Annotated in this window: 16 protein-coding genes, 8 pseudogenes and 1 other annotated feature; of the genes and pseudogenes, 11 read left to right on the top strand and 13 right to left on the bottom strand. The window is 64.2% G+C overall.

Going from position 1 to position 24825, the window contains the following annotated elements:
• Positions 1–28 precede the first annotated feature (28 nt).
• Positions 29–1951: a propionyl-CoA synthetase gene (locus tag YO9_RS0113745; RefSeq protein WP_031273355.1), complete on the bottom strand. Its 1923-nt coding sequence runs from the start codon at positions 1949–1951 to the stop codon at positions 29–31.
• 187 nt (positions 1952–2138) lie between these two features.
• On the opposite strand from YO9_RS0113745, the pseudogene YO9_RS0113740 reads away from it, so the two are divergent.
• The 4 pseudogenes from YO9_RS0113740 to YO9_RS0113725 all read left to right on the top strand — a co-directional run bounded on the left by YO9_RS0113740 (position 2139) and on the right by YO9_RS0113725 (position 6532).
• Positions 2139–2803 (top strand): annotated as a pseudogene (locus tag YO9_RS0113740) (GntR family transcriptional regulator).
• Between the two features lie 69 nt (positions 2804–2872).
• Positions 2873–4403 (top strand): annotated as a pseudogene (locus YO9_RS0113735) (MmgE/PrpD family protein).
• Between the two features lie 3 nt (positions 4404–4406).
• Positions 4407–5317, top strand: a pseudogene (gene prpB / locus YO9_RS0113730) (methylisocitrate lyase).
• 76 nt (positions 5318–5393) lie between these two features.
• Positions 5394–6532 (top strand): annotated as a pseudogene (locus YO9_RS0113725) (bifunctional 2-methylcitrate synthase/citrate synthase).
• A 155-nt stretch (positions 6533–6687) separates the two neighbouring features.
• Here the strand turns inward: YO9_RS0113725 and YO9_RS0113720 are convergent.
• From YO9_RS0113720 to YO9_RS18785, 11 genes and pseudogenes are all read right to left on the bottom strand, one after another.
• Positions 6688–7608, bottom strand: a complete 921-nt coding sequence (locus YO9_RS0113720; protein ID WP_223286596.1) for a D-alanyl-D-alanine carboxypeptidase family protein — start codon at positions 7606–7608, stop codon at positions 6688–6690.
• Positions 7609–7770: 162 nt separating this feature from the next.
• Entirely contained in the window at positions 7771–8736 is a 966-nt protein-coding gene (locus YO9_RS18800) for a tyrosine-type recombinase/integrase (RefSeq protein WP_396350775.1), read from the bottom strand.
• Entirely contained in the window at positions 8733–9386 is a 654-nt protein-coding gene (locus tag YO9_RS0113710) for an NUDIX domain-containing protein (protein ID WP_016998010.1), read from the bottom strand. Before YO9_RS0113710 ends, YO9_RS18800 begins: the two co-directional genes overlap by 4 nt.
• Positions 9387–9426: 40 nt before the next feature.
• Positions 9427–11120 (bottom strand): annotated as a pseudogene (locus YO9_RS0113705) (CTP synthase).
• Positions 11121–11169: 49 nt separating this feature from the next.
• Positions 11170–12877, bottom strand: a pseudogene (gene recN / locus YO9_RS0113700) (DNA repair protein RecN).
• Positions 12874–13991 (bottom strand): annotated as a pseudogene (locus YO9_RS0113695) (NAD kinase). The pseudogenes recN and YO9_RS0113695 overlap by 4 nt, the downstream one beginning before the upstream one ends.
• Positions 13992–14033: 42 nt before the next feature.
• Entirely contained in the window at positions 14034–14801 is a 768-nt protein-coding gene (locus YO9_RS0113690) for a TlyA family RNA methyltransferase (protein ID WP_016998008.1), read from the bottom strand.
• Positions 14798–15088, bottom strand: a complete 291-nt coding sequence (locus YO9_RS0113685; protein ID WP_031273349.1) for a hypothetical protein — start codon at positions 15086–15088, stop codon at positions 14798–14800. The genes YO9_RS0113690 and YO9_RS0113685 overlap by 4 nt, the downstream gene beginning before the upstream one ends.
• Complete coding sequence (locus tag YO9_RS0113680) at positions 15085–16101, bottom strand: HAD-IIA family hydrolase (protein WP_016998006.1); 1017 nt, start codon at positions 16099–16101, stop codon at positions 15085–15087. The genes YO9_RS0113685 and YO9_RS0113680 overlap by 4 nt, the downstream gene beginning before the upstream one ends.
• On the bottom strand, positions 16091–17236 hold the full coding sequence (locus YO9_RS18790; protein ID WP_016998005.1) for a prolipoprotein diacylglyceryl transferase: 1146 nt from the start codon (positions 17234–17236) through the stop codon (positions 16091–16093). Before YO9_RS18790 ends, YO9_RS0113680 begins: the two co-directional genes overlap by 11 nt.
• A complete protein-coding gene (locus YO9_RS18785; protein ID WP_223286595.1) occupies positions 17233–18117 on the bottom strand; it encodes a hypothetical protein in 885 nt (294 codons plus the stop codon). Before YO9_RS18785 ends, YO9_RS18790 begins: the two co-directional genes overlap by 4 nt.
• Before the next feature lie 441 nt (positions 18118–18558).
• Between YO9_RS18785 and YO9_RS0113670 the strand changes: the two genes are divergently transcribed.
• From YO9_RS0113670 to YO9_RS0113665, 3 genes are all read left to right on the top strand, one after another.
• On the top strand, positions 18559–19773 hold the full coding sequence (locus YO9_RS0113670; RefSeq protein WP_016998003.1) for a dicarboxylate/amino acid:cation symporter: 1215 nt from the start codon (positions 18559–18561) through the stop codon (positions 19771–19773).
• A gap of 115 nt (positions 19774–19888) precedes the next feature.
• Entirely contained in the window at positions 19889–20083 is a 195-nt protein-coding gene (locus tag YO9_RS18780; protein WP_016998002.1) for a hypothetical protein, read from the top strand.
• Positions 20062–20475: an SRPBCC domain-containing protein gene (locus YO9_RS0113665; RefSeq protein WP_223286594.1), complete on the top strand. Its 414-nt coding sequence runs from the start codon at positions 20062–20064 to the stop codon at positions 20473–20475. Before YO9_RS18780 ends, YO9_RS0113665 begins: the two co-directional genes overlap by 22 nt.
• 87 nt (positions 20476–20562) lie before the next feature.
• On the opposite strand, the gene YO9_RS0113660 is transcribed toward YO9_RS0113665, so the two are convergent.
• Positions 20563–21042 carry a small multi-drug export protein gene (locus tag YO9_RS0113660; RefSeq protein WP_016998000.1) on the bottom strand — a complete coding sequence of 160 codons (480 nt, stop codon included), beginning with the start codon at positions 21040–21042 and terminating at the stop codon, positions 20563–20565.
• A 243-nt stretch (positions 21043–21285) separates the two neighbouring features.
• Between YO9_RS0113660 and YO9_RS0113655 the strand changes: the two genes are divergently transcribed.
• From YO9_RS0113655 to YO9_RS18775, 4 genes and pseudogenes are all read left to right on the top strand, one after another.
• Positions 21286–21660: a hypothetical protein gene (locus tag YO9_RS0113655; protein WP_016997999.1), complete on the top strand. Its 375-nt coding sequence runs from the start codon at positions 21286–21288 to the stop codon at positions 21658–21660.
• A complete protein-coding gene (locus tag YO9_RS0113650) occupies positions 21657–22526 on the top strand; it encodes a sensor histidine kinase (RefSeq protein ID WP_016997998.1) in 870 nt (289 codons plus the stop codon). The genes YO9_RS0113655 and YO9_RS0113650 overlap by 4 nt, the downstream gene beginning before the upstream one ends.
• Positions 22523–23137: a response regulator transcription factor gene (locus tag YO9_RS0113645; RefSeq protein ID WP_016997997.1), complete on the top strand. Its 615-nt coding sequence runs from the start codon at positions 22523–22525 to the stop codon at positions 23135–23137. The genes YO9_RS0113650 and YO9_RS0113645 overlap by 4 nt, the downstream gene beginning before the upstream one ends.
• Positions 23138–23576: 439 nt before the next feature.
• Positions 23577–24795: pseudogene (locus YO9_RS18775) on the top strand (IS3 family transposase).
• Positions 23855–23968: a sequence feature (AL1L pseudoknot), on the top strand. (Overlaps the previous pseudogene by 114 nt.)
• Positions 24796–24825: the final 30 nt, after the last annotated feature.

Below are 24825 nucleotides of genomic sequence, written 5' to 3'. Positions count from 1 at the left end.
CGGCTGCCTCCCGTCACACCATGACCACTCAGGACTTGGGCGCCAAGATCGAGTGCAGCGCCTCCAAGACCGAATCGTCCTCGATGGTCGAGGGCACCGAGTACTTCTCACCGTCGGCCATCTGGCGCATGGTCTTGCGCAAGATCTTGCCGGAGCGGGTCTTGGGCAGTGCTTCCACCACGGCCACGTCCTTGAAGTCGGCCACGGGGCCGATGCCGGAACGCACCAGCTTGACCAGATCCTTGGCCAGCTCGTCCTCGCTGATCTCGGAGCCGGTCTTGAGCACCACGTAACCGGACGGGCGCTGGCCCTTGAGCGGGTCGTTGACACCGATCACCGCGCACTCGGCGACATCCGGGTGCGTGGCCACGATCTGCTCCATCTGGCCCGTGGACAAACGGTGGCCGGACACGTTGATCACGTCGTCGGTACGGCCCATCACATAGACGTAGCCGTTCTCATCGATAAAACCGGAGTCACCGGTTGCGTAGTAACCCGGGAAGGCCTCGAGGTACGAGGAAATGTAGCGATCGTCGTCGCCCCACAGGGTGGCCAACGTACCGGGAGGCAAGGGCAGCTTGACCGCGATGTTGCCCTCTTCGCCCTGGGCCACGGGATCGCCCAGGGGATCCAGGATCTCCACGTTGTAACCGGGCACCGGAACGGTGGGCGAACCAGCAACGATCGGCAGCTTCTCGATGCCGAACGGATTGGAGCAAATGGCCCACCCGGTTTCGGTCTGCCACCAGTGGTCGATCACGGGAACACCGAGCACCTTGGCGGCCCAGTGGTAGGTCTCGGGGTCCAGTCGCTCGCCGGCCACGAACAGTGCCTTGAGCGAGGAGATGTCGTAGTCCTTGACGAAATCACCTTCGGGATCCGCCTTACGGATTGCACGCAGGGCGGTGGGAGCGGTGAACAGCGCCTTCACGCCGTGATCGTTGACGCGCTTCCAGAACGCGCCGGCGTCGGGCGTGCCCACGGGCTTGCCTTCGTAGAGCACCGTGGTGGCGCCCACCAGCAGCGGCGCGTAGACGATGTAGGAGTGGCCCACGACCCAGCCGACGTCCGAGGCGGTCCACATGACCTCGCCCTCTCCCACGTCGTAGATGTTCTTCATGGACCAGGTCAGCGCCACCGCGTGGCCGCCGTTGTCACGCACCACGCCCTTGGGCTTACCGGTGGTGCCGGAGGTGTACAGGATGTAGAGCGGATCCGTGGCCGCCACGGTTACCGCGTCCGCGGGTTCGGCGTTTTCCAGAGCTTCGGTCCAGGACAACCATGCGGGGGCGTTATCGACGCCTTCGGCACGCTCGCGTGCGTCCGCCACGGAGTTCTCGAAACCCTCACGCTCGTGGACCAGGATCGCCGACGGCGCGTGGTCACTGATCTCGATGGCTTCCTCAACCGACGGGATGTATTCGATTCGACGCTTGGGTTCCACACCGCCCGAGGTCGTCACGATCACGACGGGCTTGGAGTCATCGATACGGCTGGCCAGCTCGCGAGGTGCGAATCCACCGAACACCACGGAGTGCACAGCTCCCAAACGAGCACACGCCAGCATTCCGACCACGGATTCAGCGATCATCGGCATGTAGAGGAGAACGCGGTCACCCTTCTTCACGCCCTGGGCCGCGAGCGCACCGGCGAACAGTTTCACGCGCTCCAGCAGCTCGTTGTAGGAGATTTCTTCCTGAATACCCAACACGGCCGAGTCATAGATCAAGGCGGTGCGGTCCCCGTTGCCAGCTTCGACGTGGCGGTCCAGTGCGTTGACACTCGTGTTCAGTTCCGCATCGGGGAACCAACGGTAGATAGGAGCCTTCGAGTCATCGAGAGCTTTAGTGGGCGGGGTGACCCACTCGACGGCCTGTGCAGCGTCGAGCCAGAACTGTTCCGGATTGCTGACACTGTTCTCGTAAATGGATGCGTACGTAGCCTGGGACATGATCACTCCGACATCATTGTTGGACTCGTTTGACGGCCTTGGCTCCAGGCTAGTGTTGTGAGTCACACCTTTCAATAGGTTTGTATACACAGATTCGAATTTTCCGGAATATTTCCCGAAAGACTCGCCCATTCGAGGCGTCTATGTATACACTCGGGGTGTTCGATGCGAATCACGAGGAGGTGTCATGCGAGCTGGAGAACGCGCTTACCAAGCACTGCGCGCAGACATAGTGGAATGGCGCCTGCTGCCGGGACAAGTTCTCGGCGAGGTCGAACTCTCCGAGCGGTTGGGCATCTCCCGCACCCCGGTGCGCGAAGCGCTGTCCCGGCTCACCGCGGACGGTCTGACCGAACCGCACAGCGGCCGCGGCGTCGTCGTCGCGACCATCTCCGCGGACGACGTTCGGTCCCTCTACGAATTCCGCGACAGCCTCGATTGCCGAGCCGCAGAACTAGCCGCCCGCCGCGGCGACCGGAAGTTTTCCGCGCCTTGGCCTCGGAACTTCTCGAGGCCGTGGAAGGCCTCACCAATGACCACGACCCGGATCACGTCTCGTACTACGAACTGGTCCAGCGCATGGATGCCGCGATCGACGAGGCCGCCGCGAATCCGTTCCTGCGACAGGCACAGGCCGGGGTTCGGCTGCATCTGGCCCGCGTGCGCAAGCTCTCCAAGTCCGACCCGCGGCGGTTGGCATCAGCGGCCGTCGAACACCAGCGCATTGCCCAGGCCATCGCCGACGGCGATCCCGCCTTGGCCATCGCGACCACCCGCGTGCACCTGAGCAACGCACTGCAACACGCTTTGAACACCAAAGAATTGGCGCCGGTGCGGCCCGCCGCATCGTAGCCACAACACCCGCTACACCCGCGCGGCGCCGACCGGTCCGCGCGTAACGGATCTGAGGAAGGACTCCCCGTGACCGTCAAGCACACCGTACGTACGTACTCGTCCAAGGAGAATCTGCCCCGTGAGGAGCAGCTGGCCTACAAACTGGCCAAGGTGGCCACCGACCCGGTCGAGGTCGACGCCGAGGTTGTAGACATGGTCATCAACCGCATCATCGACAACGCTTCGGTCGCCATTGCTTCCCTGAACCGTGCGCCCATCGTCTCGGCCCGCACCCAGGCACTGGGCCACAAGGTCACCGAAGGCTCCGGCTTCACGGGCAACGGCGCCTGTTGTACGGCGCTCCGGACAACAACGCCCCGGTCTCCCCCGAGTGGGCCGCGTGGGCCAACGGTGTGGCCGTGCGCGAGCTGGACTACCACGACACCTTCCTGTCCGCCGAGTATTCCCACCCCGGTGACAACATTCCTCCGATCCTGGCCGTGGCCCAGCACGTGGGCAGCAACGGCAAGGATCTGATTCGCGGCATCGCGACCGGTTACGAGGTCCAGGTGGACCTGGTCAAGGGCATCTGCCTGCACGAGCACAAGATCGACCACATCGCTCACATCGGCCCGTCCGCGGCCGCCGGTATCGGCACGCTGCTGGGTCTGAACACCGAGACCATCTTCCAGGCCATCGGCCAGGGTCTGCACACCACCACCGCGACCCGCCAGTCCCGCAAGGGTGAGATCTCCACGTGGAAGGCACACGCTCCGGCATTCGCCGGCAAGATGGCGGTCGAGGCCGTGGACCGTGCGATGCGCGGCCAGACCTCCCCCACCCCCATCTACGAAGCGAAGACGGTGTGATCGCGTGGCTCCTCTCCGGCCCCGAGGCCTCCTACGAGGTTCCGCTGCCCGAGCAGGGTGAGGCCAAGCGCGCCATCCTGGACACCTACACCAAGGAACACTCCGCCGAGTACCAGGCACAGGCCTGGATCGACCTGGCACGCAAGCTGCACAAGGAACACCCCGAGGTCGCGGACCCCACCAACGTGAAATCCATCTTGATCAAGACCTCACACCACACCCACTACGTGATCGGTTCCGGCGCCAACGACCCGCAGAAGTACGATCCCAAGGCCTCGCGCGAGACCCTGGATCACTCGATTCCTTACATCTTCACGGTTGCCCTGCAGGACGGCGCGTGGCACCACGTGGACTCGTACGCTCCGGAGCGTGCCGGCCGCGAGGACACCGTGGCCCTGTGGAACAAGGTCACCACCGAAGAGGATCCCGAGTGGACCCGTCGCTACCACTCCCTGGACATCTCCGAGAAGGCCTTCGGCGGTTCCGTGGAGATCACCCTCAACGACGGCACCGTGATCACGGACGAGATCGCCGTCGCGGACGCTCACCCGCTGGGTGCCCGCCCGTTCGCTCGTGAGCAGTACATCAACAAGTTCCGCACCTTGGCCGAGGGCCTCGTGGCACCGGAAGAGATCGAACGGTTCCTGGACGCCGTCCAGCGCCTGCCCAAACTCGAAGCCGGTGAACTGGGCCAACTGAACATCGTGGCGGCCGTGGACCTGGAGAAGGCCCAGAAGGGAATCTTCTAAATCATGTTGTATTCAAAAGTCACCCCCGCAGAAAAGCGCGTGGCGTTCCGCAAGGCACTTGCCGACCCGAAGGTCGCTCAGTTCCCCGGTGCGTTCACCCCGCTGTCCACCAAGCTCATTCAGGAACAGGGCTTCGAGGGCGTGTACATCTCCGGTGGTGTGCTGGCCAACGAGTTGGGTCTGCCCGACATCGGGCTGACCACGCTCACCGAGGTGGCCACCCGCGCCGGTCAGATCGCTCGCTCCACCGACCTGCCCGCGCTGGTCGATGCGGACACCGGTTTCGGTGAGCCCATGAACGTGGCCCGCACGGTTCAGGAACTCGAGGACGCCGGCCTGGCCGGTTGCCACATCGAGGACCAGTTCAACCCCAAGCGTTGCGGCCACCTGGACGGCAAGAACGTGGTGGACACCGCCACGGCCACCAAGCGCATCAAGGCCGCAGTGGAGTCCCGCCGCGACGACAACTTTGTGATCATGGCTCGCACCGACATTCGCGGTGTTGACGGTCTGGAGGCAGCCATCGACCGCGCGAAGGCTCTCGCCGAAGCCGGTGCGGACGTCATCTTCCCGGAGGCCATGGCCGACCTGTCCGAGTTCGAGCGCATGGCCGAGGCCTTGGATGTTCCCATCCTGGCCAACATGACCGAGTTCGGTAAGTCCGACCTGTTCACCAAGCAGGAACTGCAGGACGCCGGGGTGTCCATGATCATCTACCCGTCTCCCTGCAGCGTCAGGCACTGGGCGCCATCGAGCGTCTGCTGACCGCCATCCGCGAGGACGGCACTCAGCAGGCCGAGGTGGAGAACATGCTCACCCGCAAGCGCCTGTACGAGCTGGTGGACTACAACGGGTACAACCAGTTCGACTCCGGAGTGTTCAACTTCGAGGTCCCGGGCACGCCGGGTAACTAATCGTTCGCCTACGACGCGCTACCCAGCGGCGTCGTAGGCTTCTAGTGATCGACCACACACGAAGAAGGAGGTCACCATGACCGAAACCGAGATTCGCAAGGGTCTTGCCGGCGTCGTCGCCGACACCACCGCTGTGTCCAAGGTCAACGCCGAGACCAACTCGCTGCTGTACCGCGGTTACCCCGTTCAGGAACTTGCCGCCAAGTGCTCGCCCGAGGAAGTCGCGTTGCTGCTGTGGACCGGTGAGCTGCCCACCGAAGACGAGCTCGCCGATTTCAAGAAGCGCGAGCGCGCCAACCGCGCGTTGAGCCCGGAGCTGAAGAAGATCATCGACGCCCTGCCCACGGACTGCCACCCCATGGACGTGTGCCGCACCGCCGCGTCCGTGATCGGTGCCCAGCACCCGGACGCCGAGGATTCTTCTCCCGAGGCAGAGCTGCGCAAGCGCAGGAACTGTTCGCCGTGATGCCCGCCGTGGTCTGCTACGACCAGCGACGTCGCCGCGGCGAGGAACTCATCGAGCCTCGCGACGACCTGGACTACTCGGAGAACTTCCTCTGGATGGCCTTCGGCGAAGAGGCCGCGCCCGAGGTCGTGGACGCGTTCCGCGTATCCATCATTCTGTACTCCGAGCATTCCTTCAACGCGTCGACCTTCACCGGTCGCGTGATCACCTCGACCCTGGCCGACCTGCACTCGGCCGTGGTCGGTGCGATCGGTGCTCTGAAGGGTCCGTTGCACGGTGGCGCCAATGAGGCCGTCATGCACACCTTCGAGGAACTGGGCATCCGCAAGGACGAGTCCGCCGAGGACGCCGAGAAGCGCTCCAAGGAATGGATGGACAAGGCCCTGGCCGAGAAGAAGAAGGTCATGGGCTTCGGCCACCGCGTGTACAAGCACGGTGACTCGCGCGTGCCCACCATGCAGGACGCTCTGTTCCGCATGCTCGACTACTACGACCGCCCCGAGATTCTGGGGCTGTACAACGGTCTGGCCAAGTCCATGGACGAGGCCAAGTCCATCAAGCCCAACCTGGACTACCCGGCCGGTCCCACGTACTGGCTCATGGGCTTCGACATTCCCACGTTCACGCCCATCTTCGTGTGCGCCCGCATCACCGGCTGGACCGCACACATCATGGAACAGCGCGCCGCCAACTCGCTGATCCGACCGCTGTCCGAGTACGACGGACCAGAAGAGCGTCACCTGGACTAAGCGCTCATCCGCGCCCAGGTACACAGAAGTCCCCGGGATTCACGCCATGACCGTGAGTCCCGGGGACGTTTCTCTGTTGTGACAGCCAGTCAGGTGAGCTGGCGCCCTGACTGGTGTGACTGGCCTGGTTGGCTTGGCTGCGCCGGCTGCCTCACTCAGTAGCGAGGTGCGTTGGGCAGGCCCAGGTAGCCCTCCAGGGTGATGTAGCCGTTGTTCTTCAAGCTGTTGGACGTGGGCGTTCCCACGTAGCGCAGGTGCCACGGTTCGTAGGCGTAGCCGTGAGTCCCGGTGTAACCGTTGGGGTAGCGCACTACGAAGCCGTACTTGTGGCCGTTGGCGGCCACCCAACGACCCTGGGGCGTGTTGCCGAAGCAGGCCTGCAGTCCGCACACTCCCCCGGGTGCTCCCACGTCGATGGCCAGGCCGGTCTGGTGCTCCGAGTATCCGGGGCGAGCGGAGATGGTGTCCGCGGTGGCCTGTCCGTACATGGCCACGTAGTTCCAGTACAGGCTGTTCTGGGTGGAGTAGGAGCGGTAACCGCTGTTCGGCACCAAGGTCACACCCTGGTTGGCCGCAGCCTGGCTCATCCGCTGGTACGCCGCAGCGGCGTCACTGCGCAGCAGCACTCCGTTCCCCACGTTCCGCAGGGGCCCGGGCGCGTAAGACCGGGGGTTGAGGGGCCGCTTCTTGTTCACGATCACGGACGAGCTGTTGGCGCGGTCGATGTCTCGGCTGACTGTGGTGCCCTTGCCCTTGGTCCAGCGAATGGTGCCGCGCTGATAGTGGACGACGCACGAGTTGCCGCTGCAGGTTTCGCGGACCTTCGGGTAACCCAGGTTGCCGTGCTCGGACCCTTCGACCCGCCAGCGCTGGAGGATGCCGCCTCGCTGGGCACGGGCACCGGTGCTCGGAGACCAGTGGATGGTGCCGCCCTGGTACTGGCGGTAGCAGCCGGCGTCGCGAAGACCGCAGCGTTCATTCGACGTAGCTTTGCCCAACCAGCCGCTGGAGCCGCCCAGTGAACGGTACTCGTTGTCGATACCGGCCCCGGCCATGGCGGGAGCGGTTCCCAGCATGGAGAACACCAACGCCAGGAGTGCGGAGAAAAGGACCGTTCGGGAAAGCTGTTTACGCGGCATGCTCCCAGGGTAGCCCCGGCGTGGCATCAGGAACCCGAAATCGAGTTTAAATTTCAGCACAAATCGCCAGGTGACACGGGACACCAGGCGCCGGGCATGTCATTGAGCGCGAGGGTGCGCCGTGGCGTAGACCTCCCGCAGGGATTCCACGGACACCTTGGTGTAGATCTGGGTGGTAGCCAGGGACGCGTGCCCCAAGAGTTCTTGGACCACTCGCAGATCCGCCCCGCCCTCCAGTAAATGGGTAGCGAACGAGTGTCGCAGGGTGTGCGGGGTGACGTCTTCGCTGAGATTCGCGAGGTCGGCGGCGTCCTTGACCATGGTCCACGCCGTTTGGCGCGAAATCCGGCCTCCCCTGGCGTTGAGGAACACCGCGGGTGTTCCCTTGCCGTGCCGGGACAACTCCGGTCGCGCGCGCACCAGGTACTGATCCAGTGCCTTCTTCGCATACGAACCCACCGGAACCATGCGTTGTTTATTGCCCTTGCCCAACAACCGCACGAAGGACAATTCCGGGTCCTGGAGCCCCGCCAGATCGTCCACGTCCAGGGCGACTGCTTCCGAGATGCGCGCGCCGTCGCGTACAACAGCTCCAGGAACGCTCGCGCGCGCAGCCCCGCCGGTGACTCGGGATCGGGGGCCGCGAGAATCTTTTCCACGCTGTCCAGGCTGATGGCCTTGGGAAGGCGTTGCGGCGGCGTCGGCGGGCTGACGCGTGACGCGACGTCCACGGGGCACAGGCCTTCCGCGACCCAGAACGCGTGGGCGCCACGGACGGCAGCCAGGACGCGGGCTGTGCTGCGTGTACTCAGGGCGGGATGGTCCGGCGAACTTCGTGCAGCAACCGCACGAAGCGCGGACGTGCTCGGTCGAGATCTCGGACGGTCCGGACACCGTGCCACCGTCAGGAACTGTGGTGGGCCCGGTCAGGAATTCGAGATACCGGGTGAGGTCCCGGCGATAGGCGGCCAGCGTGTTCGCGGCCAGTCCCCGCTCCACGGTCAGATGATCGAGGTATCGATGAACGGCGCGTTCCAGGCCGGACGGAACGGAGGAATCGGTCACCGGAAGGTCGGGTGACCCGGCCAGGGGCTGTCCACCGGACGCAGCGACGTCCAGCCTTCAGCGCGTGCCGCATGCGCGGCCAGAATGCCGAGGACGGCGGCGGGCGAATTGATCTGGCCGGAAAGAGTGGCGGCCACAGCATCGTCGAGATCGGCGAACCGGACGATAATCTCCGCCTCTTCACCGTCACGCTCGTGCCGGTCTGCCTCCGGAACCTCGTGCAGGCCACGGGCCAAGAAAATCCGATTGGCCTCCGAGGACGAACCGGGTGAGTTGTGGAAGTCCACGAGCACGTGCCAGTCGTCCGCGGTCATGTCGGCTTCTTCGGCCAGTTCCCGCTGAGCTGCTGTATGCGGCGGTTCCCCGTCCACATCGAGCAGTCCGGCGGGGATTTCCCACATGCGCATGCCCACGGGGTGGCGGTACTGGTTGATGAGCAGAACCCGGTCCTGCTCGTCCAGGGCCACGATGGACACCGCCCCGGGGTGGGTGATGAAGTCTCGTTTCAGGGTCGAGTCTTCATCACCCATGCGGAACTCGTCGCGCTGAACGTCCCAGATGAATCCCTCGTACACGGTGTCCGATGCCTCCACCGTGTGGGGATCCACCGTGTCTTTCAGGTCTGCTCGGCTCACGCGCGAGAGTTCCATGCGAACCTCCGGTTGCTCGGTGACGTACTGTCCGTTGCCCTTACTTGCTGCCCAGTGCCTCGCGGCGGGACAGTGCAGCCTTGATCAGGCCGTCGAACAGCGGGTGCGGGCGCGTCGGGCGGGAGCGTACTCCGGGTGAGCCTGAGTGGCCACGTAGTACGGGTGCTCGCTGCGGGGCAGCTCCACGAACTCGACGAGCTGGCCGTCCGGGGACGTTCCGGACATCACCAGGCCGCCCTGGGTCAATGCGTCACGGTAAGCGTTGTTGACCTCGTAACGGTGACGGTGGCGCTCGGACACTTCCAGGCTGCCGTAGGTCTCGGCGACTACGGAGCCCTCGGCAAGCTTGGCCGGGTAGGAGCCCAGGCGCATGGTGCCGCCCAGATCGCCGGCGCCCTCAACGAACTGCTTCTGCTCTTCCATGGTGGCGATGACCGGGGTGTCGGTCTCGGGATCGAATTCCGTCGAGGACGCGTTGGGCAGGCCCACCACGTTGCGCGCGAATTCCATGACCATGCACTGCAGACCCAGGCACAGGCCCAGGACCGGAACCTGGTTCTCGCGGGCCCACTTGAGCGCGCCCAGCTTGCCTTCCAGTCCGCGGATACCGAAACCACCGGGGACGCAGATCGCATCCACGTCACCGAGTTCGCGCTGCGCACCCTCCGGGGTGTCGCACAGGTCGGAGGCAACCCACTTGATGTGCACGCGGGAGTCGTTGGCGAAACCACCGGCGCGCAGTGCCTCGGAGACGGACAGGTAAGCGTCCGGGAGATCGATGTACTTGCCCACGAGCGCCACGTTCACGTGGTGCTCCGGCTGGTGCACGGCCTCGAGCAGGTGGGACCACTGCGTCAGATCGGCATCGCCGTAGGACAGACCCAGGTAGTCCAGGATGTAGGTGTCCAGACCCTGGTTGTGCAGGGTGGTGGGAATGTCGTAGATGCTCGGGGCATCGGCACACGAGATCACGGCGTCCAGGTCAACGTCGCACGCGCCGCCAACCTTGCGGAGCATGCCGTCCGGAACCTCACGGTCGCAACGCAGCACCAGTGCGTCCGGCTGTATGCCCAGACCGCGCAGCGTGGCCACGGAGTGCTGGGTCGGCTTGGTCTTGAGCTCACCGGACGGGCCGATGAACGGGATCAGGGAAACGTGCAAGTAGAACACGTTGTTGCGGCCCACATCCTGGCGCACCTGGCGGGCCGCCTCGATGAAGGGCTGGGATTCGATGTCACCCACGGTGCCACCGATCTCGGTGATGATGATGTCCGGGGCGTCCTGGTCCTCCGAACGGCGGCGCATGCGGCGCTTGATCTCGTTCGTGATGTGCGGGATGACCTGAACCGTGTCGCCCAAGTATTCGCCGCGGCGTTCCTTGGCGATCACGGTGGAGTACACCTGACCCGTGGTCACGTTGGCGGAGGCGTCCAGGTTCTCGTCCAGGAAGCGCTCGTAGTGACCGATGTCCAGGTCGGTTTCTGCGCCGTCGTCGGTGACGAAGACTTCGCCGTGCTGGAACGGGTTCATGGTTCCGGGATCAACGTTGAGGTACGGATCCAGCTTCTGCATGGTCACCGAGAGTCCGCGAGAGCGGAGCAACATGCCCAGTGACGAGGCCGTCAGGCCCTTGCCAAGAGAGGAAGCTACACCACCCGTGACGAAGATCTGTCGAGTAACTCTGCCGTTGTTCTGCGTGCCTGCCTCGGGGGCGGCGTTCTGAGCGTTCACCACGGAATTTCAGCCTACCATTCCAGTTGCGTTGAGTTGAGGGGCAGTTGTGTCATGCGGTTGCGTCCCGCAAGAGCTCGCGGGCGTGTTCCCGCGCCGCTTCAGAGTTTTCGTGGCCCGCGAGCATGCGGGCCAATTCCACCACACGTTCCTCGTCCGTGAGCACTCTCACGTCCGAAACCGTGGAATCCGAAGATTTGGTCACCAGCACGTGGTGGTCCGCGAAGGCGGCGACCTGCGGCAGGTGCGTCACCACGAGCACCTGAACGTTCTTGGCCAGCATCTTGAGGCGCCGACCAATTTCCACCGCGGCCTTACCGCCCACGCCGGAGTCCACCTCGTCGAAGACGAAGGTCGGCACCGGGTCCACTTCGGACAGCACGACTTCCAGGGACAGCATGATGCGGGAGAGTTCACCACCGGAGGCGCCCTTGCCCAGCGGCCGGGGCTTGGCATCCGGGTGGGGTGCCAGCATGAACTCGATCTCGTCGCGACCGTGTTCGGTGAACTGTTCGGTGGGTTCCACCGATACCACCAGCGACGCGTTGGGCATGGCCAGAGCGGTCAATTCCTTGCTCACGGCCTGGGACAGCTTCTCGGCGGTCTTGCGTCGGAGCTCCAGCATGGTCTGCGAGCGCTCGAGCAATTCCTGGTGCAGGGCGTGGGCCTCGGAGCGCAGTTCTTCGTCGCGTTGCGGGTCGTCCACCAGGTCGGAGAGCCTACCGCGGGCGGTGTCCGCCCATTCGATGACCTCGTCGATCGTGGTCCCGTACTTGCGTGTGAGGGTCCGCAGCGCGTTACGGCGCTGCTCCACCTGAGCCAACCGCGCGGGGCCGTCCTCGTCGAGACCGCTCGCGTACCCGGACAGGTCCGCGGCGACGTCGGCGGCGACCACCGTGAGTTCACGCACCCGCGTGGCCAACTCGGCCAGATCTGCATCCGAATCCGACTCATGGTCGAGTGCTTGCTGAGCATGGGACAGCAAAGCCACGGCATTGGCGGTGGGCTCGTCGTCCGCGTCCGTTCCGCTCAACGCGGCCTGCGCGGTCACGGCCGCCGAACGCAATGCCTCGAGGTTGGTGAGCTTTTCGCTCTCGGCGTCCAGTTGAACGTCCTCACCGGAGATCGGCTCCACCGCATCGATTTCTTCGAGCGCGGTGGTCAGGCTCTGGGCCTCCAGAGCTCGCTCGCGCATGTTCTCTTTGATCTCGCGCAGGGTTGCCACGATGGTCCGATAGCGGGCCAGCTTCTCGCGGTACTCGGCCAGTTCCTTGGCCAGTGGCGCCCCCGCATACTCGTCCAGAGCCTTGCGCTGAGCCACCGCGGACTTCAGCCGCAGTTGATCGGACTGACCGTGCACGGCCACCAGGTCTCCCCCACGCGCCCAGTTCCCACGGCGCCGAACGTCCGCCCACGTGCGCGCGGCTCCGACCCTCAGCGGAAACGGTTCGGGACAACAGGATCTGCGCCTCGTCCCGGCCGTTCACGGTTTCGACGTCGACGACGCCGCCCGCCTCCTCCACGAGCTCAACCGCGCCGTGCGTGGCCGGCACCATGACGGTCGCCTCGGCCAGGGCCTTGCCACTTCCGGAACGCACCGCGCCCGCGTCCGCACGGTTGCCCAGGAGCATGCCGAGGGCGGTGACCACCATGGTCTTACCGGCACCGGTCTCACCGGACAGGATGGAGAGTCCGGGTCCCAGGGGCAGCACGGCATCCGTGATGACACCCAGGTCATGGATGTGAATTTCTTCGATCATTGGCTCGGGTTCTCACCTGACGAGGATCGGTCCGGGGATTGGTCGAGGATGTGCCGCGCACTGTCGCTGTCGCGAGCAGAAATAGGATCGTACGGAATCTCCCGCCCCACACTGAGCTTGGGGAATCCGTGTTCTTCGGAGACCACGTTGTGCTTGGGTTCCACCATGGGCAGTGCCGTGGTCTTGGCCTCCAGCTGCTCGCTGGGCAGTGGGCCGCGCCAACCGGCGGTGGGCAGTTCGAACTTCTTGACGAGACGTTCCGAGAACGGAGTGGCGTGCATGCGCGCCAAGTTGACTGGCTTGTCCGAGCGGCGCACCTCGATGCGGCAGCCGGGCGGCAGATCTGCGGTCCTGCGACCGTCGCACCACAGCACGCCGCGCGCGTCGGTGCGAGTCAGCACCTCCACCGCCATGGTGGAACGCGGGGAAATCACGAGCGGGCGTGAGAACAGGCGTGCGCCGAGAGCGGGACCATGAGCAGCGCCTCGACCTCCGGCCACACCACGGGTCCGCCCGCGGAGAAGGCGTAGGCGGTGGAACCGGTGGGGGTCGCCATGACCACACCATCACAACCGAACGTGGACAGCGGGCGGCGATCCACCTCGATGACCACTTCCACCATTTTTTCGCGGTTGCCCTTTTCGACCGAGGCCTCGTTGAGTGCCCAGGTGTGGAGGACTTTCTTCTGGTTCTCCCACACGGTCACGTCCAGCGCCATGCGGCGTTCCACGGTGTACCGGCCGTCCACGATCGCCTCGACGGTCTCGGTGAGACCGGAGCGTTCGGATTCGGCCAGGAACCCCACGTGCCCCAGGTTCACGCCCAACAGCGGGGTGTCCACGCCGCGGACCACTTCAGCTGCACGCAAGATGGAGCCGTCGCCGCCGAGCACCATGACCAGTTCGATGTCCCGCAGAGCCACGTCTTCTTCGACGATCTCCACGGGAGCCATGGACTGGCCATCCGCTTGCAACGCTTCCAGATCTCGGCGGGACAGCACAGGAGTCAGCCCGGCGTCGTGCAATTGCGCGCAGGACTGACGGGCGGCGTCCTTGGCGTCACGCCTGCCGTGTGTGTCATGACCAAGATTTTCCGGCTCACGTGTTCGGGTCATCCTCCTGCGATTCGGTCTGCGGTCGAACGGACTTTGCTAAGACTACGCGAGCGATCCGACTCGCTGAACGGTGCTTCGCTTACGGCACCAGACGAAGAACTCCACGTTACCGTCTTGGCCCGGCAGGGGGCTTTCCACCCTGCCATTCACTTCGAGGCCGGCCTTTTCGGCGGCCGCGATCACGCCGTCCACGGCGCGGCGTCGTTCCCGTTCGGAGGTCACCACCCCGGTGCGCGAGAGGTTGTGCACGCCCACTTCGAACTGCGGTTTGACCATGAACAGCACGTCTCCTCCGTCCTTGGTGGCACGCCCGAGCGCATCCGTCACCAGGGTGAGCGAGATGAACGACAAGTCGCACACGGTCAGGTCCGCCGGCCCACCGATGTCTTCCGGGGACATGTAGCGCACGTTGAGACCCTCGAACACGCGCACGCGCTCATCGTTGCGCAGCTCGGCCACCAGTTGATCGTGGCCCACGTCCACCGCGACCACTTCGCGCGCGCCGCGGCGCAGCAAGACATCAGTGAATCCACCGGTGGACGCCCCGGCGTCCAGGCACCGTAGTCCTGACGGGTCGATCTCGGTGAAGGTATCCAGCGCGCCGGCCAGTTTGTGCCCCGCTCGGCTGACGTACTCGTCCGCCGCCGACGCCGCCACCTCCAGCTGGTCCTCGTCAGTCACCTTGAGGGACGGCTTGGTGGAAGGCGAGCCGTTCACGCTGACGCGTCCGTCCCGGATCCAGGACGCCGCAAGCGTCCGGGACCGGGCGAGCCCTCGTGTGGTCAGGGCTTGGTCCAGGCGCTGGTTCACTGGCCCGTGAGTCCAGTGGGGAGGGAACCGGGCTGTTGGTTCAGGATCGCTTCCAACTCAGCGTGGAGTTCCTGATACGCCGCAGCACGTTCGTTGACCGGCAGCTCGCTCACCGCTGCTTCCTTGGCGAGCACCCGGTCCACGGAATCCAGCCCGGTGACGGGCACCGGATCAGAGTCTGCACGGTAGGCAGCATCGTCATCCACGACGTCGAACTCCTGGGCATCGAGGTCCGGAGCGTTGCTGTCGGGGGCGTCCCAGCTGTCATTCGGGAACTGCTCGCTCATCGTGCCGCCTCCCACGTCACTTCGGGATCGGTCGGGGTTTCAGCGTCCGGGTGCAGCGCCCACCATGCGGCGCACGCGGCACGCCAGCCGTCCAGACTGTTTTCCGGGGCCTGGATCCGCACACCGTTGTCTCGTGCAACTGCAATGGCGTCACGGCACGTAGCGGTCACTTCTTGATCACTGTTGTCCTCGCGGGAAACCTGCGGATCGGGGTATGCCTCGAACAGTTCCCGCAAGTTGCCCAGCAAATACGTCGGTCGTTCCTGATCGCACGTGCGCAACACGGTTTCCGGAGTGTCCACTCCCGTGAACACTTCGATGCTTTCCATACCTGCGGCGTGGGCACCACGGATATCGGTGTCGAGGCGATCGCCCACCACCACGGGGCGCTGGCTTTTCGCGCGATCGGCGGCCTCGTGGAACACCGGCGCCTGGGGTTTGCCCGCAACGATGGGCTCGCGCCCCGTGGCCGCGGCCACCGCCGCCACCAGGGTGCCATTACCCGGCGCGATACCACGTTCCTTGGGAATGGTTAGGTCGGTATTGGTCGCGCACCACAGCACCGATTCATCGGCCAAAGTGTAGGCAGCCTCGGCCAACTGTTCCCACCCGAGCTTGGGGTTGAAGCCCTGAACCACTGCGACGGGCTCTTCCGACTGTGACCAGACCGGAGTCAGGCCCACCGCGCTGATTTCGTCCGCGAGCGCCTGCGCACCGGTGATCAGCACCTTGGCCTTCTCGGGGAGTCGACCGGCCAGCAGCTTGGCCGCAGCTTGAGCGGAGCTGGCCACGTTGCTTTCCCGAGTCGGCGCGCCCAGTTCCGAGATGTGCTCAGCCACGGCGGCCGGTGGGCGTGACGCGTTATTCGTCACGTACATCACCGGAACGCCCATCTCCACGGCACGGTTCAGTGATTCCGGTCCACCATCAATGGCATCAGGACCCGCATAGACCACGCCGTCCAGGTCGCAGAGCAGCGCGTCAAAGCGGCTGATCAGCGGCTCATCGGTCATGGTTCTCGGAATCGTCACCGGTCTCAGCGGTCTCTCCGGATTCAGACGCGGGGGCCACGGTCTGGGACTCGCCCGGCTCCATGGGAGCCGTTGTCTCGGAAGGTTCCGCGGCGTCGTCGGCCTCGGAAGGAGCGGCGACGCCCGAGTCGGTGTTGTCGCCCGCCTCGTCGTCCGTGCGCTGGGCAGACGGTGCGGACGCCTCGGCCTCTACGGGAGCAGATGCCTCGGTGACGGCGACGTCGTCCTGGCTGTCGACAGCGTTGGTGGCCGGAGCGTCGTCGTCCGCCTCGGCATTACCAACACCCGAGTTGGTCGCGTTGGTCGCGTTGGCAGACTCGTGAGGCGTCTCGGCCGTGGCGTCGACGTTTTCGCTGTGGCGCTCACCGGCCTCGCGAACGGTCTCCTTGGCGGCGTCCAGGTCGATGTCGTCGCCGAGGTCCACGATCTCCGGTTCGGAGAACTGTCCCAGTCCGAGTGCGGCCTCGGCCACGATGGCCTGGCGTTCCCAGCTCAAGGACTCCTTGTCCCGGCCGACACCGCGCAATGCTTCTGCGTAGGCGCGGAACAGGCGCGGGCTGTAGGAGAAACCGCGGTTCTTGTCGAGCTGCGGGATCTGCAGGGCCTTCAGGGATGCCTGGTTGTCGCCGGCGTCCGCATGGATTCCGGAGACCACGATGGCCAATTCCACCTTGCCCGCAGCATCCAGCTTCTCGACCGCGCTCGACTGAGCTTCCTCGAGAGCCTTCTCGGCCTTACCCAATGCGCGCTGGCAATCCACGATGAGCGGCAGGTGCTCTTCCGAGCCGGAAATACGGCGATGTGTCCTAAGTTCCTTGAGCGCCAGCGCATAATCCTCGGCGGCGTAGGCAGCCACACCCGTTGCTTCACGGACAACCGCAATGCGGCCGGCCTTCCGCACGGCGGCGTTGGCGTGCTCGAGCGCGAACTCGGGATCCACCTCCAGGTAGCGCGCGGCCATGACCAGGTGCTGGGCAACTCGCTCCGCGTTGCGGGGTTCGAGTGCCTCGAGCTGACGACGCGTAGGCTTGTCGACCTCGCGACCCGTGACGTCCTCGTCGATGTCCGGCGCAATGAACCGGGGCTTGTCCAGATCGTTCAGATCCCGTCGGGTCATGCGCTCTTCGCGGTCAGCGTCCCTGCGGCGATCGTCGCCACCAAAGTTGTCGCGACGCCGATCATCACGCCGACCACCGGAACGGTCGTCACGGCGGAAGTCCTTGCGGCCGTCTGGGCGGCCACCACGATCATCACGACGGAAGTCACGACGATCCCCACCGCGATCGTCACGACGTCCCTCACTTGAACGGCGGTCGTCACGGCGGTCATCGCCGCGGAAGTCCTTGCGTCCATCGGAACGGCCACCGCGGTCATCACGACGGACATCACGTCGATCCCCGCCACGGTCATCACGACGTCCATCGAAGGAACGACGGTCGTCCGAACGGCCTCCACGGTCGTTGCGCCGGTCATCGGTGCGGTCTCCGTAGGACCGACGGTCGTTGCGGTCGTTACGGGGACGATCATCCCAGCGTCGGTTCTCGCGACGGTCACCTCCGCCGTATCCCTCGGCGCGTCGACCATCGGAACGGCCCCCGCGGTCATCACGGCGGTCGTTGGAACGGTCCTCACGGCGGAAGTCCCTGCGATCTCCACCGCGGTCATCGCGGCGACCGTCGAAGGAACGGCGATCGTCGCGGCGGTCCCCGCCTCGGTCATCACGGCGGTCACGTGAACCCCCGCGGTCCTCCCAGGTGCGGCTCCGGTTACCGGTTTCGCGCTTGCGCTCCCAGTCACCACTGCGGCGCTCCGAACGGTGGCCGTCCTTGCGATCCTGGAACCGATCGAACTGTCGGCTCTGACCCTTGCGATCACCCGACCGCGCATCCGAGCGGTCGTTGCGGGGGCGGTCGTCCCAGCGTCGAGGTCCACGGCGGTCTTCGCCACCCTGGCCGTCCCGGCGTCGATCATCCCTACGTTCCCCGCCACGGTCATCACGGCGGAAGTCTCGACGATCGCCGCCCCGATCCTCCCTGCGGCCATCGAAAGAACGACGGTCGTCCCGACGATCCCTCGAGTCGCCGCGGTCCTGCCAGGAGCGATCCCGATCTCCGCGGTTGTTCCAGCCGCCGGGCCCGCCCGAGCCGCGGCGTCGGTCTCCGCCGGAACGCTCGGAATTGTCGCGGGAACCGTACTGTTCGGAATCGGTCAAAGGGATCTCCTTGTGGGCCCGAAGGCCAAAAGCGTGGAAGCGACAAGAGGTGTCGCGGTAGTGTTCATTGCATTCTACAAAGGGGACGCGGTCGGCGTCCCCTCAACCGTGGGTCAGCTTGGTCACCGCCGTTCGAAACGGACGGTGTCAGCGACATCGGCACGGCCACAATCGTGAGAACGTGTCGTTGAACCAATACCCCTCCTTGTCCCGAGAGATCTTGAACCATGAGTCTTCGTTCCCTGTCCAAAAACCTGCTGCTGCGGGTACTGGTGGCCATCGTGCTGGGCATCGTATGCGGAATGTTCTTCCCCGAAGCCGTCGCACGCGTTTTCCTGACCTTCAACGGCATCTTCAGCCAGTTCTTGGGGTTCCTGATCCCCGTGTTGATCGTGGCGCTGGTAACCCCGGCCATCGCCGACCTCGGGCGTGGCGCGGGCAAGTGGCTGGCCGTCACCGCGGGCATTGCCTACGGATCCACGGTCTTCGCAGGCCTCTTGGCGTTCCTCGTGGCCAAGGCGAGCTACCCGTGGCTATTGGGCGACCGCGGCTCGGTGGGCTCACTGGAAAACCCTGAGGACCACGCGCTGTCCGGGTTCTTCGAAATCACCATGCCGCCCGTGTTCGATGTCATGACCGCACTGGTACTGTCCTTCTGCCTGGGCGTGGGCATCACCATGATCAAGGGCAACTCGCTCCACAAGGGCTTCGATGAGTTGCGCATCATCATCATGATGATCGTGGAAAAGGTCATCATTCCGCTGCTGCCCATCTATATCTTTGGCATGTTCATGAGCATCACCATGAACGGGCAGATCACCACCATCATTTCCACGTTCTTCCGCATCGTGATTCTGGCGTTCATCATGACCGTGGTCATCCTGGTCATCCAGTACGTGGTTGCTGGAATCGTCGCCAAGCGCAATCCCTTCGTACTGCTCAAGAACATGCTCCCCGCTTACGCCACCGCGCTGGGCACGTCCTCCTCGGCGGCAACCATTCCGGTGACGCTCAAGTCCGCAGCACGCAATGGCGTTGACGACCGCGTGGCAGGCTTCACCATTCCCTTGTGCGCCACGATCCACTTGTCCGGATCCACCATGAAGATCGTCCTGTTCTCCCTGGCGATCATGACGATCACGGGCATGCCCATCAACTCGTGGCAGTACGTGGGCTTCATTTTCCTGCTGGGCGTCACCATGGTGGCCGCCCCCGGCGTTCCCGGCGGCGCCATCATGGCTGCGGTCGGCATCCTGCAGTCTGTGCTCGGTTTCGACGAGACGGCCGTTGGTCTGATGATCGCGACCTACATCGCCATCGACTCGTTCGGCACCGCATGCAACGTGACCGGTGACGGCGCCATCGCGACGATCATGGATCGCATCCTCAAGAATCGCCGCCATGACCTGAAGGCCCCGGAGGACTCCCCCGTCTCGGCGTGACGGGTTCTTGCTCCCCAGACCGATCGCCGACGGCGCCGCGCGAGTTTTCCTCGCCCGCGCCGTCGGCGTTAATTAGGTCGGTAGTTGTGGGAAGCCCCGCCGCGGGATTGAATGGGTGCATCATGGCGCGCTCAGCCGCGCCGAGCCCGAGGCCCCGACCAAGGAGTCCGTACCCGTGATGAACAGCGCCCCGCAATACCACGACGGCACGTACGAGGTCATTGATGACCGCCCCGCCATCGTCTTCGAACGTGAGTACCCGGTGGCACCCGGACAGCTGTGGACACCGTGGCCACTGCACCGGCCATGAGCCGTTGGTTCCCCTCACGCGTGCAACTGAATGCGCACCAAGGCGGCGGAATCGTGTTCACCGGTGACCCGCACATGGAATCCAGCACCGGCACCGTGACCAATTGGGAACCGGAGCGCCATTGGTCGTTCACATGGGGTGATTCCGAGGTCGATATGACGGTCGAGCCCAGCGAACAGGGCAGCAAGCTCACGTTCATCGAGTTTCTGGAGGCCGAGAACACTGCGGCCCGCAATGCAGCTGGCTGGCACGTGTGCCTGCACGCGATGCAGAGCGTACTCACCGGGGACACGATGACCACTCCCCTGGATTGGGAGCCGGTGTACCGCGGGTATGCGGAGAAGGGCTTGCCCACCGGCGCCGTGGTGCCCGGTATCAACGACAAGAACTGACTATCCGCGCACACGAACAGGGACTCACCCTTTGTCGGGGTGAGTCCCTCGTTTTCTGGGGCGGCGGTTCGCGCAAACCGCGCCAGGTCAGGCAACGCCGATGATGTTGATGCCCGCCGTGGCGAATCCCGCGAACACCACGCCCCACAGGGCGATGGCGATGACCTGCCAGAAGATGATCTTGCCCTTGGCCACGCCTGCTCCCGCCATCATGGACGAGGTGATCTGGCTCGGCAGGAACCACTGGCCGATCAACGAAACACCGGCCACGCCGTACTTCTCGAACAAGCGGTAGAACTTCTGCTTCCGCTTGCTGGGCTCCGCAGCCGGCTTGTTCTTACGGAACAGCTTGTGGAGCTTTTCAGCGCCGAGGACCAGGACGAGCATTGAGATGATGTTGCCCAGGACCGCGGCCGGAACGGAGATGTACAGGGGCACACCTACTACGACGCCCAGGAATGATGATCCATAGGACTCGATGAACGGGATGGCCCCGCCGAGCATCAGGAAGAATGCCTGTGCCATGGGTCCGGTGGCTTCTACGGAGGTCTGCAACCAGTCGAGCATTGGTCTGTCCTTTCGATCTGTGAACCGGCGAGTTCCGGTTGGCTTGTTGAGTTCCACTCTTCCGGGATCCGGTCCACGCCGTTAGTGTCGCCCTGTCACGAGTTGGGCGTGCGGTGTCATCAAACCCCTATGACAGCTGTCATATCCGGGGTGAACAGCGCTTAGGGTGTTTCTATGGCCCTTTCCACGGACCGATCAACGGCAGCCCATGACACGACGCCCAGTAGCTCGACAGCGGCGTCAATGCACCAGCGCCGCGACATGGCCATGGTGTGGTGGAGCACGTATCTGTCGCTCATGTTTCTGGCGTTTTTCGTTTACGGCCTAGGCATCGCTGTGCGGCTCGTGAGCGATCCGCAACCCATCGCGGTGGTGGCGGCAGTACTGGGTGCGCTCGCCCTGTTGCCTTGGGCGGCAGCCATCTACAGGGTCCGTCGAGGGGTCAATAGCAGAACGCTCCGAACTCGGCCCATGGCCATCGCCTGCATTCTTGGGGTCGCCACAGCGCTGATCAGTTTGTGGGCTGCTCCCGCGTTTGGAGTCGGCGCCTTACCGGTCGCATTCGTCCTGGCCACATCTGCGCTGTCCCTGAACAAGGTCGATGGTGGCTCATCATGATCTCGATGTTCCTCCCCGCCATTCACCTGTACGTGGCAACTCTCATCAACGGGCAGCCCGCTGACACGGAAGGACTGGTCTGGGTCACCTGGGTATCGTTCTTCGCTGTCATCGGTGCGCCGACATCCTTGTGGGTTTGGGCGGTCATGGTCGAACTCGATACCACCCGCCAACAGGCGGCAGAACTGGCCATCACCAACGAACGATTGCGCTTCGCGGCCGATCTCCACGACGTTCAGGGCCACCATCTCCAGGTGATCAGCCTGAAGACAGATCTCGCGTCCCGCTTGCTCGCCAAAGACCGACCGGAAGCCGCCGCACCACACATTCTCGAAGCTCACGACGCCGCTCAGACCGCCTTGCAGGAGACCCGCGCCCTGGTCCAGGGGTACAGGAAGACCACACTCACCCAGGAGCTGAATAACGCCTCTGCCGTGTTGGAGTCCGCGGGCGTCACGACGAACGTCAACGTGCCGGCACTGATCGCCACGTGGTCCCAACAGTCGGAGTCCGCGGAACTCGGATCAGTCCTGGGACTCACGGTCCGCGAGGCGACCACCAACATCCTGCGGCATTCCCACGCGAGCACCGCTGACTTCGACCTCTCCCTCCAAGACTCCTCCTCCGCTGGCGCCACATCTGCTGTGGAACTCAGAATTCGCAACGACGGCGCTCCCGCCTCCGCGACGCAGCCTTCAGCTGATCTCCGAGGCGGCTCCGGCCTCGATGGACTCAGACGCCGCCTCGCGGACCTTGGAGGACAGCTCGCTACCGAGATCACTCCAGAGAACGAATTTCTCCTCAGGGTCTCGGTGCCCAGATCTATGGACTCCTCAGCCGCACACGACAAGGACGACTCACAGTGAACAACTCCCCCATTTCCATCGTGCTTGCCGACGACGAGCACCTGATCCGCGGTGCCCTGGCTGCGCTTCTGGATCTCGAGGATGATTTCGATGTCGTCGCCGAGGTCGACAACGGTACTGATGCCCTCGCTGCCGCGCAGGAACACCGCCCCAGCGTGTGTGTATTGGACCTTGAAATGCCTCCCACCGACGGTGTCGACACAGCGTCCAACATCCTCCGGGAGATCGATACACACATCGTGATGGTGACCCGTCATGCTCGTCCGGGCGTCCTGAGACGGGCCCTAGCCGCCGGCGTCAAGGGCTTCGTACCCAAGTCCACGCCCTCAGAAAAGCTCGCTGAAGTCATTCGCACGGTGGCCGGCGGAGCGCGGTACGTGGACCCGGAGATAGCGGCCAGCGCCCTCACTGGCACGGACTGTCCGTTGTCCGAGCGTGAGCTCGACGTACTACGTGCAACCACGGAACATGAAACTCTCGCACAGACCGCCGACGAACTCCACCTCGCTGCCGGGACCGTCAGGAACTACGTTTCCTCCGCCATTGCCAAGCTGGGAGTCAGCAGCCGCCAGCAGGCCGCGCAGAAGGCATGGGAAGAGGGCTGGATCTGAGCAATTTTGGTCATAAGAATCAAAAACGGTGCCAGTCAACTTGGCAATATGCAAATAAACGACCCTTGTTCAAATTCCTCAAAATTCACACCGTCAGGCCAAACCACGAATGCAAAATTCAGAGTAAGCGGCAGTCATAACCTTTCTTTCGAAGATTGACAAGCCCACTCAATTAACATTCAGGAGCAGATCCCAAGGTCATCCTTCATCTCTAGCCATATACAAAGCACCCAGGCATAGTAGGGAGTGCTTTCAATCACAATCTCGAAAGGACATGTGATGAAGACGAAGACAATGACTAAGACACTCCCGGCTACAGCCGTTTCCCTTGGCATGCTGGCTGCGGGACTGGGATATGCCACCGGTTATGAACAGATGGCCACACCATGAATCGCCCCGGGTTTAATGGAGACATCGATAACCCGGAAGGATGGGCGGCATGGTCGCACCACGAAAGTACCCCGACGAGCTACGCGAGCGAGCCACGAGGATGGCGATCGATGCGCGCAAAGATCCCGAAGCTCGCAGGGGCGCGTTCAATCGGATCGGCGAGCAACTCGGTGTCCACCCCGAAGCGCTGCGTACCTGGGTGAAGAAGGCCGAGGTTGATGAAGGCCTCAGGCCGGGTACTACGTCGGAAGACGCGGCTCGGATGGCGGAGCTTGAACGGGAGAACCGCGAGCTCAGGCGTGCGAACACGATCCTGCGGCAAGCCTCGGCTTTCTTCGCGGCGGAGCTCGACCGCCCCTCGCGATGATGTGCGCGTTCATCGACGCGCACAGGGATGAGCACGGGGTCGAGCCGATCTGCAGGGTGCTGCAGATCGCCCCGAGCAGCTACTACGCCCACCGCACCCGCAAGCCTTCACCAAGCGCCGGCGGGATGCGGAGCTGACAGAGGAGATCAGGCAGGTGCACGAGGAGAACTACGGCGTCTACGGAGCGCGTAAGGTCCATGCCGAACTACGCAGACAGGGCCACGAGGTGGCCCGGTGCACCGTGGAGCGGCTGATGAGGACGGCGGGACTCCGCGGCGTGAGCCGAGCCAAGGGGCCCCGGACGACGAAGCCGGCCCCGGAGACGGACAGGCCTGCAGATCTCGTCAATCGTGACTTCACGGCCGAGGCGGTCAATCAGTTGTGGGTCGCGGATATTACGTATGTGCGGACGTTCGCCGGATGGGCGTATGTCGCGTTCGTCTTGGATGTGTTCTCTCGTCGGATCGTGGGCTGGCAGGTGTCAACGCGGTTGTACACGGCGTTGGCGATCGATGCGTTGGAGATGGGGATCTGGACACGTCGGCGTGATGGTGACGATCTGTCCGGTCTGGTCCATCACAGCGACCGCGGAGTTCAGTATCGTGCCGTGCGCTACGCGGAGCGACTCGCGGTGGAGGATGCTGTCGCGTCGGTCGGGTCCCGTGGTGACTCGTATGACAACGCGATGGCGGAGGCTTTGAACTCGTTGTTCAAGGCTGAGTTGGTCCGGAATCACGGGCCGTGGCGGGATGTGTCGCATGTCGAGGTCGCGATCGCTGAGTGGGTCGATTGGTACAACCATCGCCGTCTTCATGGCGAGATCGGGCACGTGCCTCCTGTCGAGTTCGAAGTAGTCCACGCGCAGCTGCCTGCTCGGGCGTTGGCATCAATTTCCAGATAGAAATCCCTCTACAAAACTCGGGGCTTGACA

Source organism: Kocuria atrinae C3-8 (assembly GCF_000286355.1).
In the GTDB taxonomy this organism is placed as follows: domain Bacteria; phylum Actinomycetota; class Actinomycetes; order Actinomycetales; family Micrococcaceae; genus Kocuria; species Kocuria atrinae_A.
The sequence above is the reverse complement of the archived record's forward strand: the minus strand, read 5'-3'. Positions and strand labels throughout refer to the sequence as shown.

Bases quoted from the DNA above. Each gene is read 5' to 3' on its own strand.
- YO9_RS0113745 (WP_031273355.1), bottom strand. From the start codon at position 1,951: ATGTCCCAGGCTACGTACGCATCCATTTACGAGAACAGTGTCAGCAAT.
- YO9_RS0113720 (WP_223286596.1), bottom strand. From the start codon at position 7,608: ATGCTGGGAACCGCTCCCGCCATGGCCGGGGCCGGTATCGACAACGAG.
- YO9_RS0113710 (WP_016998010.1), bottom strand. From the start codon at position 9,386: ATGGAACTCTCGCGCGTGAGCCGAGCAGACCTGAAAGACACGGTGGAT.
- YO9_RS0113685 (WP_031273349.1), bottom strand. From the start codon at position 15,088: ATGAGCGAGCAGTTCCCGAATGACAGCTGGGACGCCCCCGACAGCAAC.
- YO9_RS0113680 (WP_016998006.1), bottom strand. From the start codon at position 16,101: ATGACCGATGAGCCGCTGATCAGCCGCTTTGACGCGCTGCTCTGCGAC.
- YO9_RS18790 (WP_016998005.1), bottom strand. From the start codon at position 17,236: ATGACCCGACGGGATCTGAACGATCTGGACAAGCCCCGGTTCATTGCG.
- YO9_RS0113670 (WP_016998003.1), top strand. From the start codon at position 18,559: ATGAGTCTTCGTTCCCTGTCCAAAAACCTGCTGCTGCGGGTACTGGTG.
- YO9_RS0113660 (WP_016998000.1), bottom strand. From the start codon at position 21,042: ATGCTCGACTGGTTGCAGACCTCCGTAGAAGCCACCGGACCCATGGCA.
- YO9_RS0113655 (WP_016997999.1), top strand. From the start codon at position 21,286: ATGCACCAGCGCCGCGACATGGCCATGGTGTGGTGGAGCACGTATCTG.
- YO9_RS0113650 (WP_016997998.1), top strand. From the start codon at position 21,657: ATGATCTCGATGTTCCTCCCCGCCATTCACCTGTACGTGGCAACTCTC.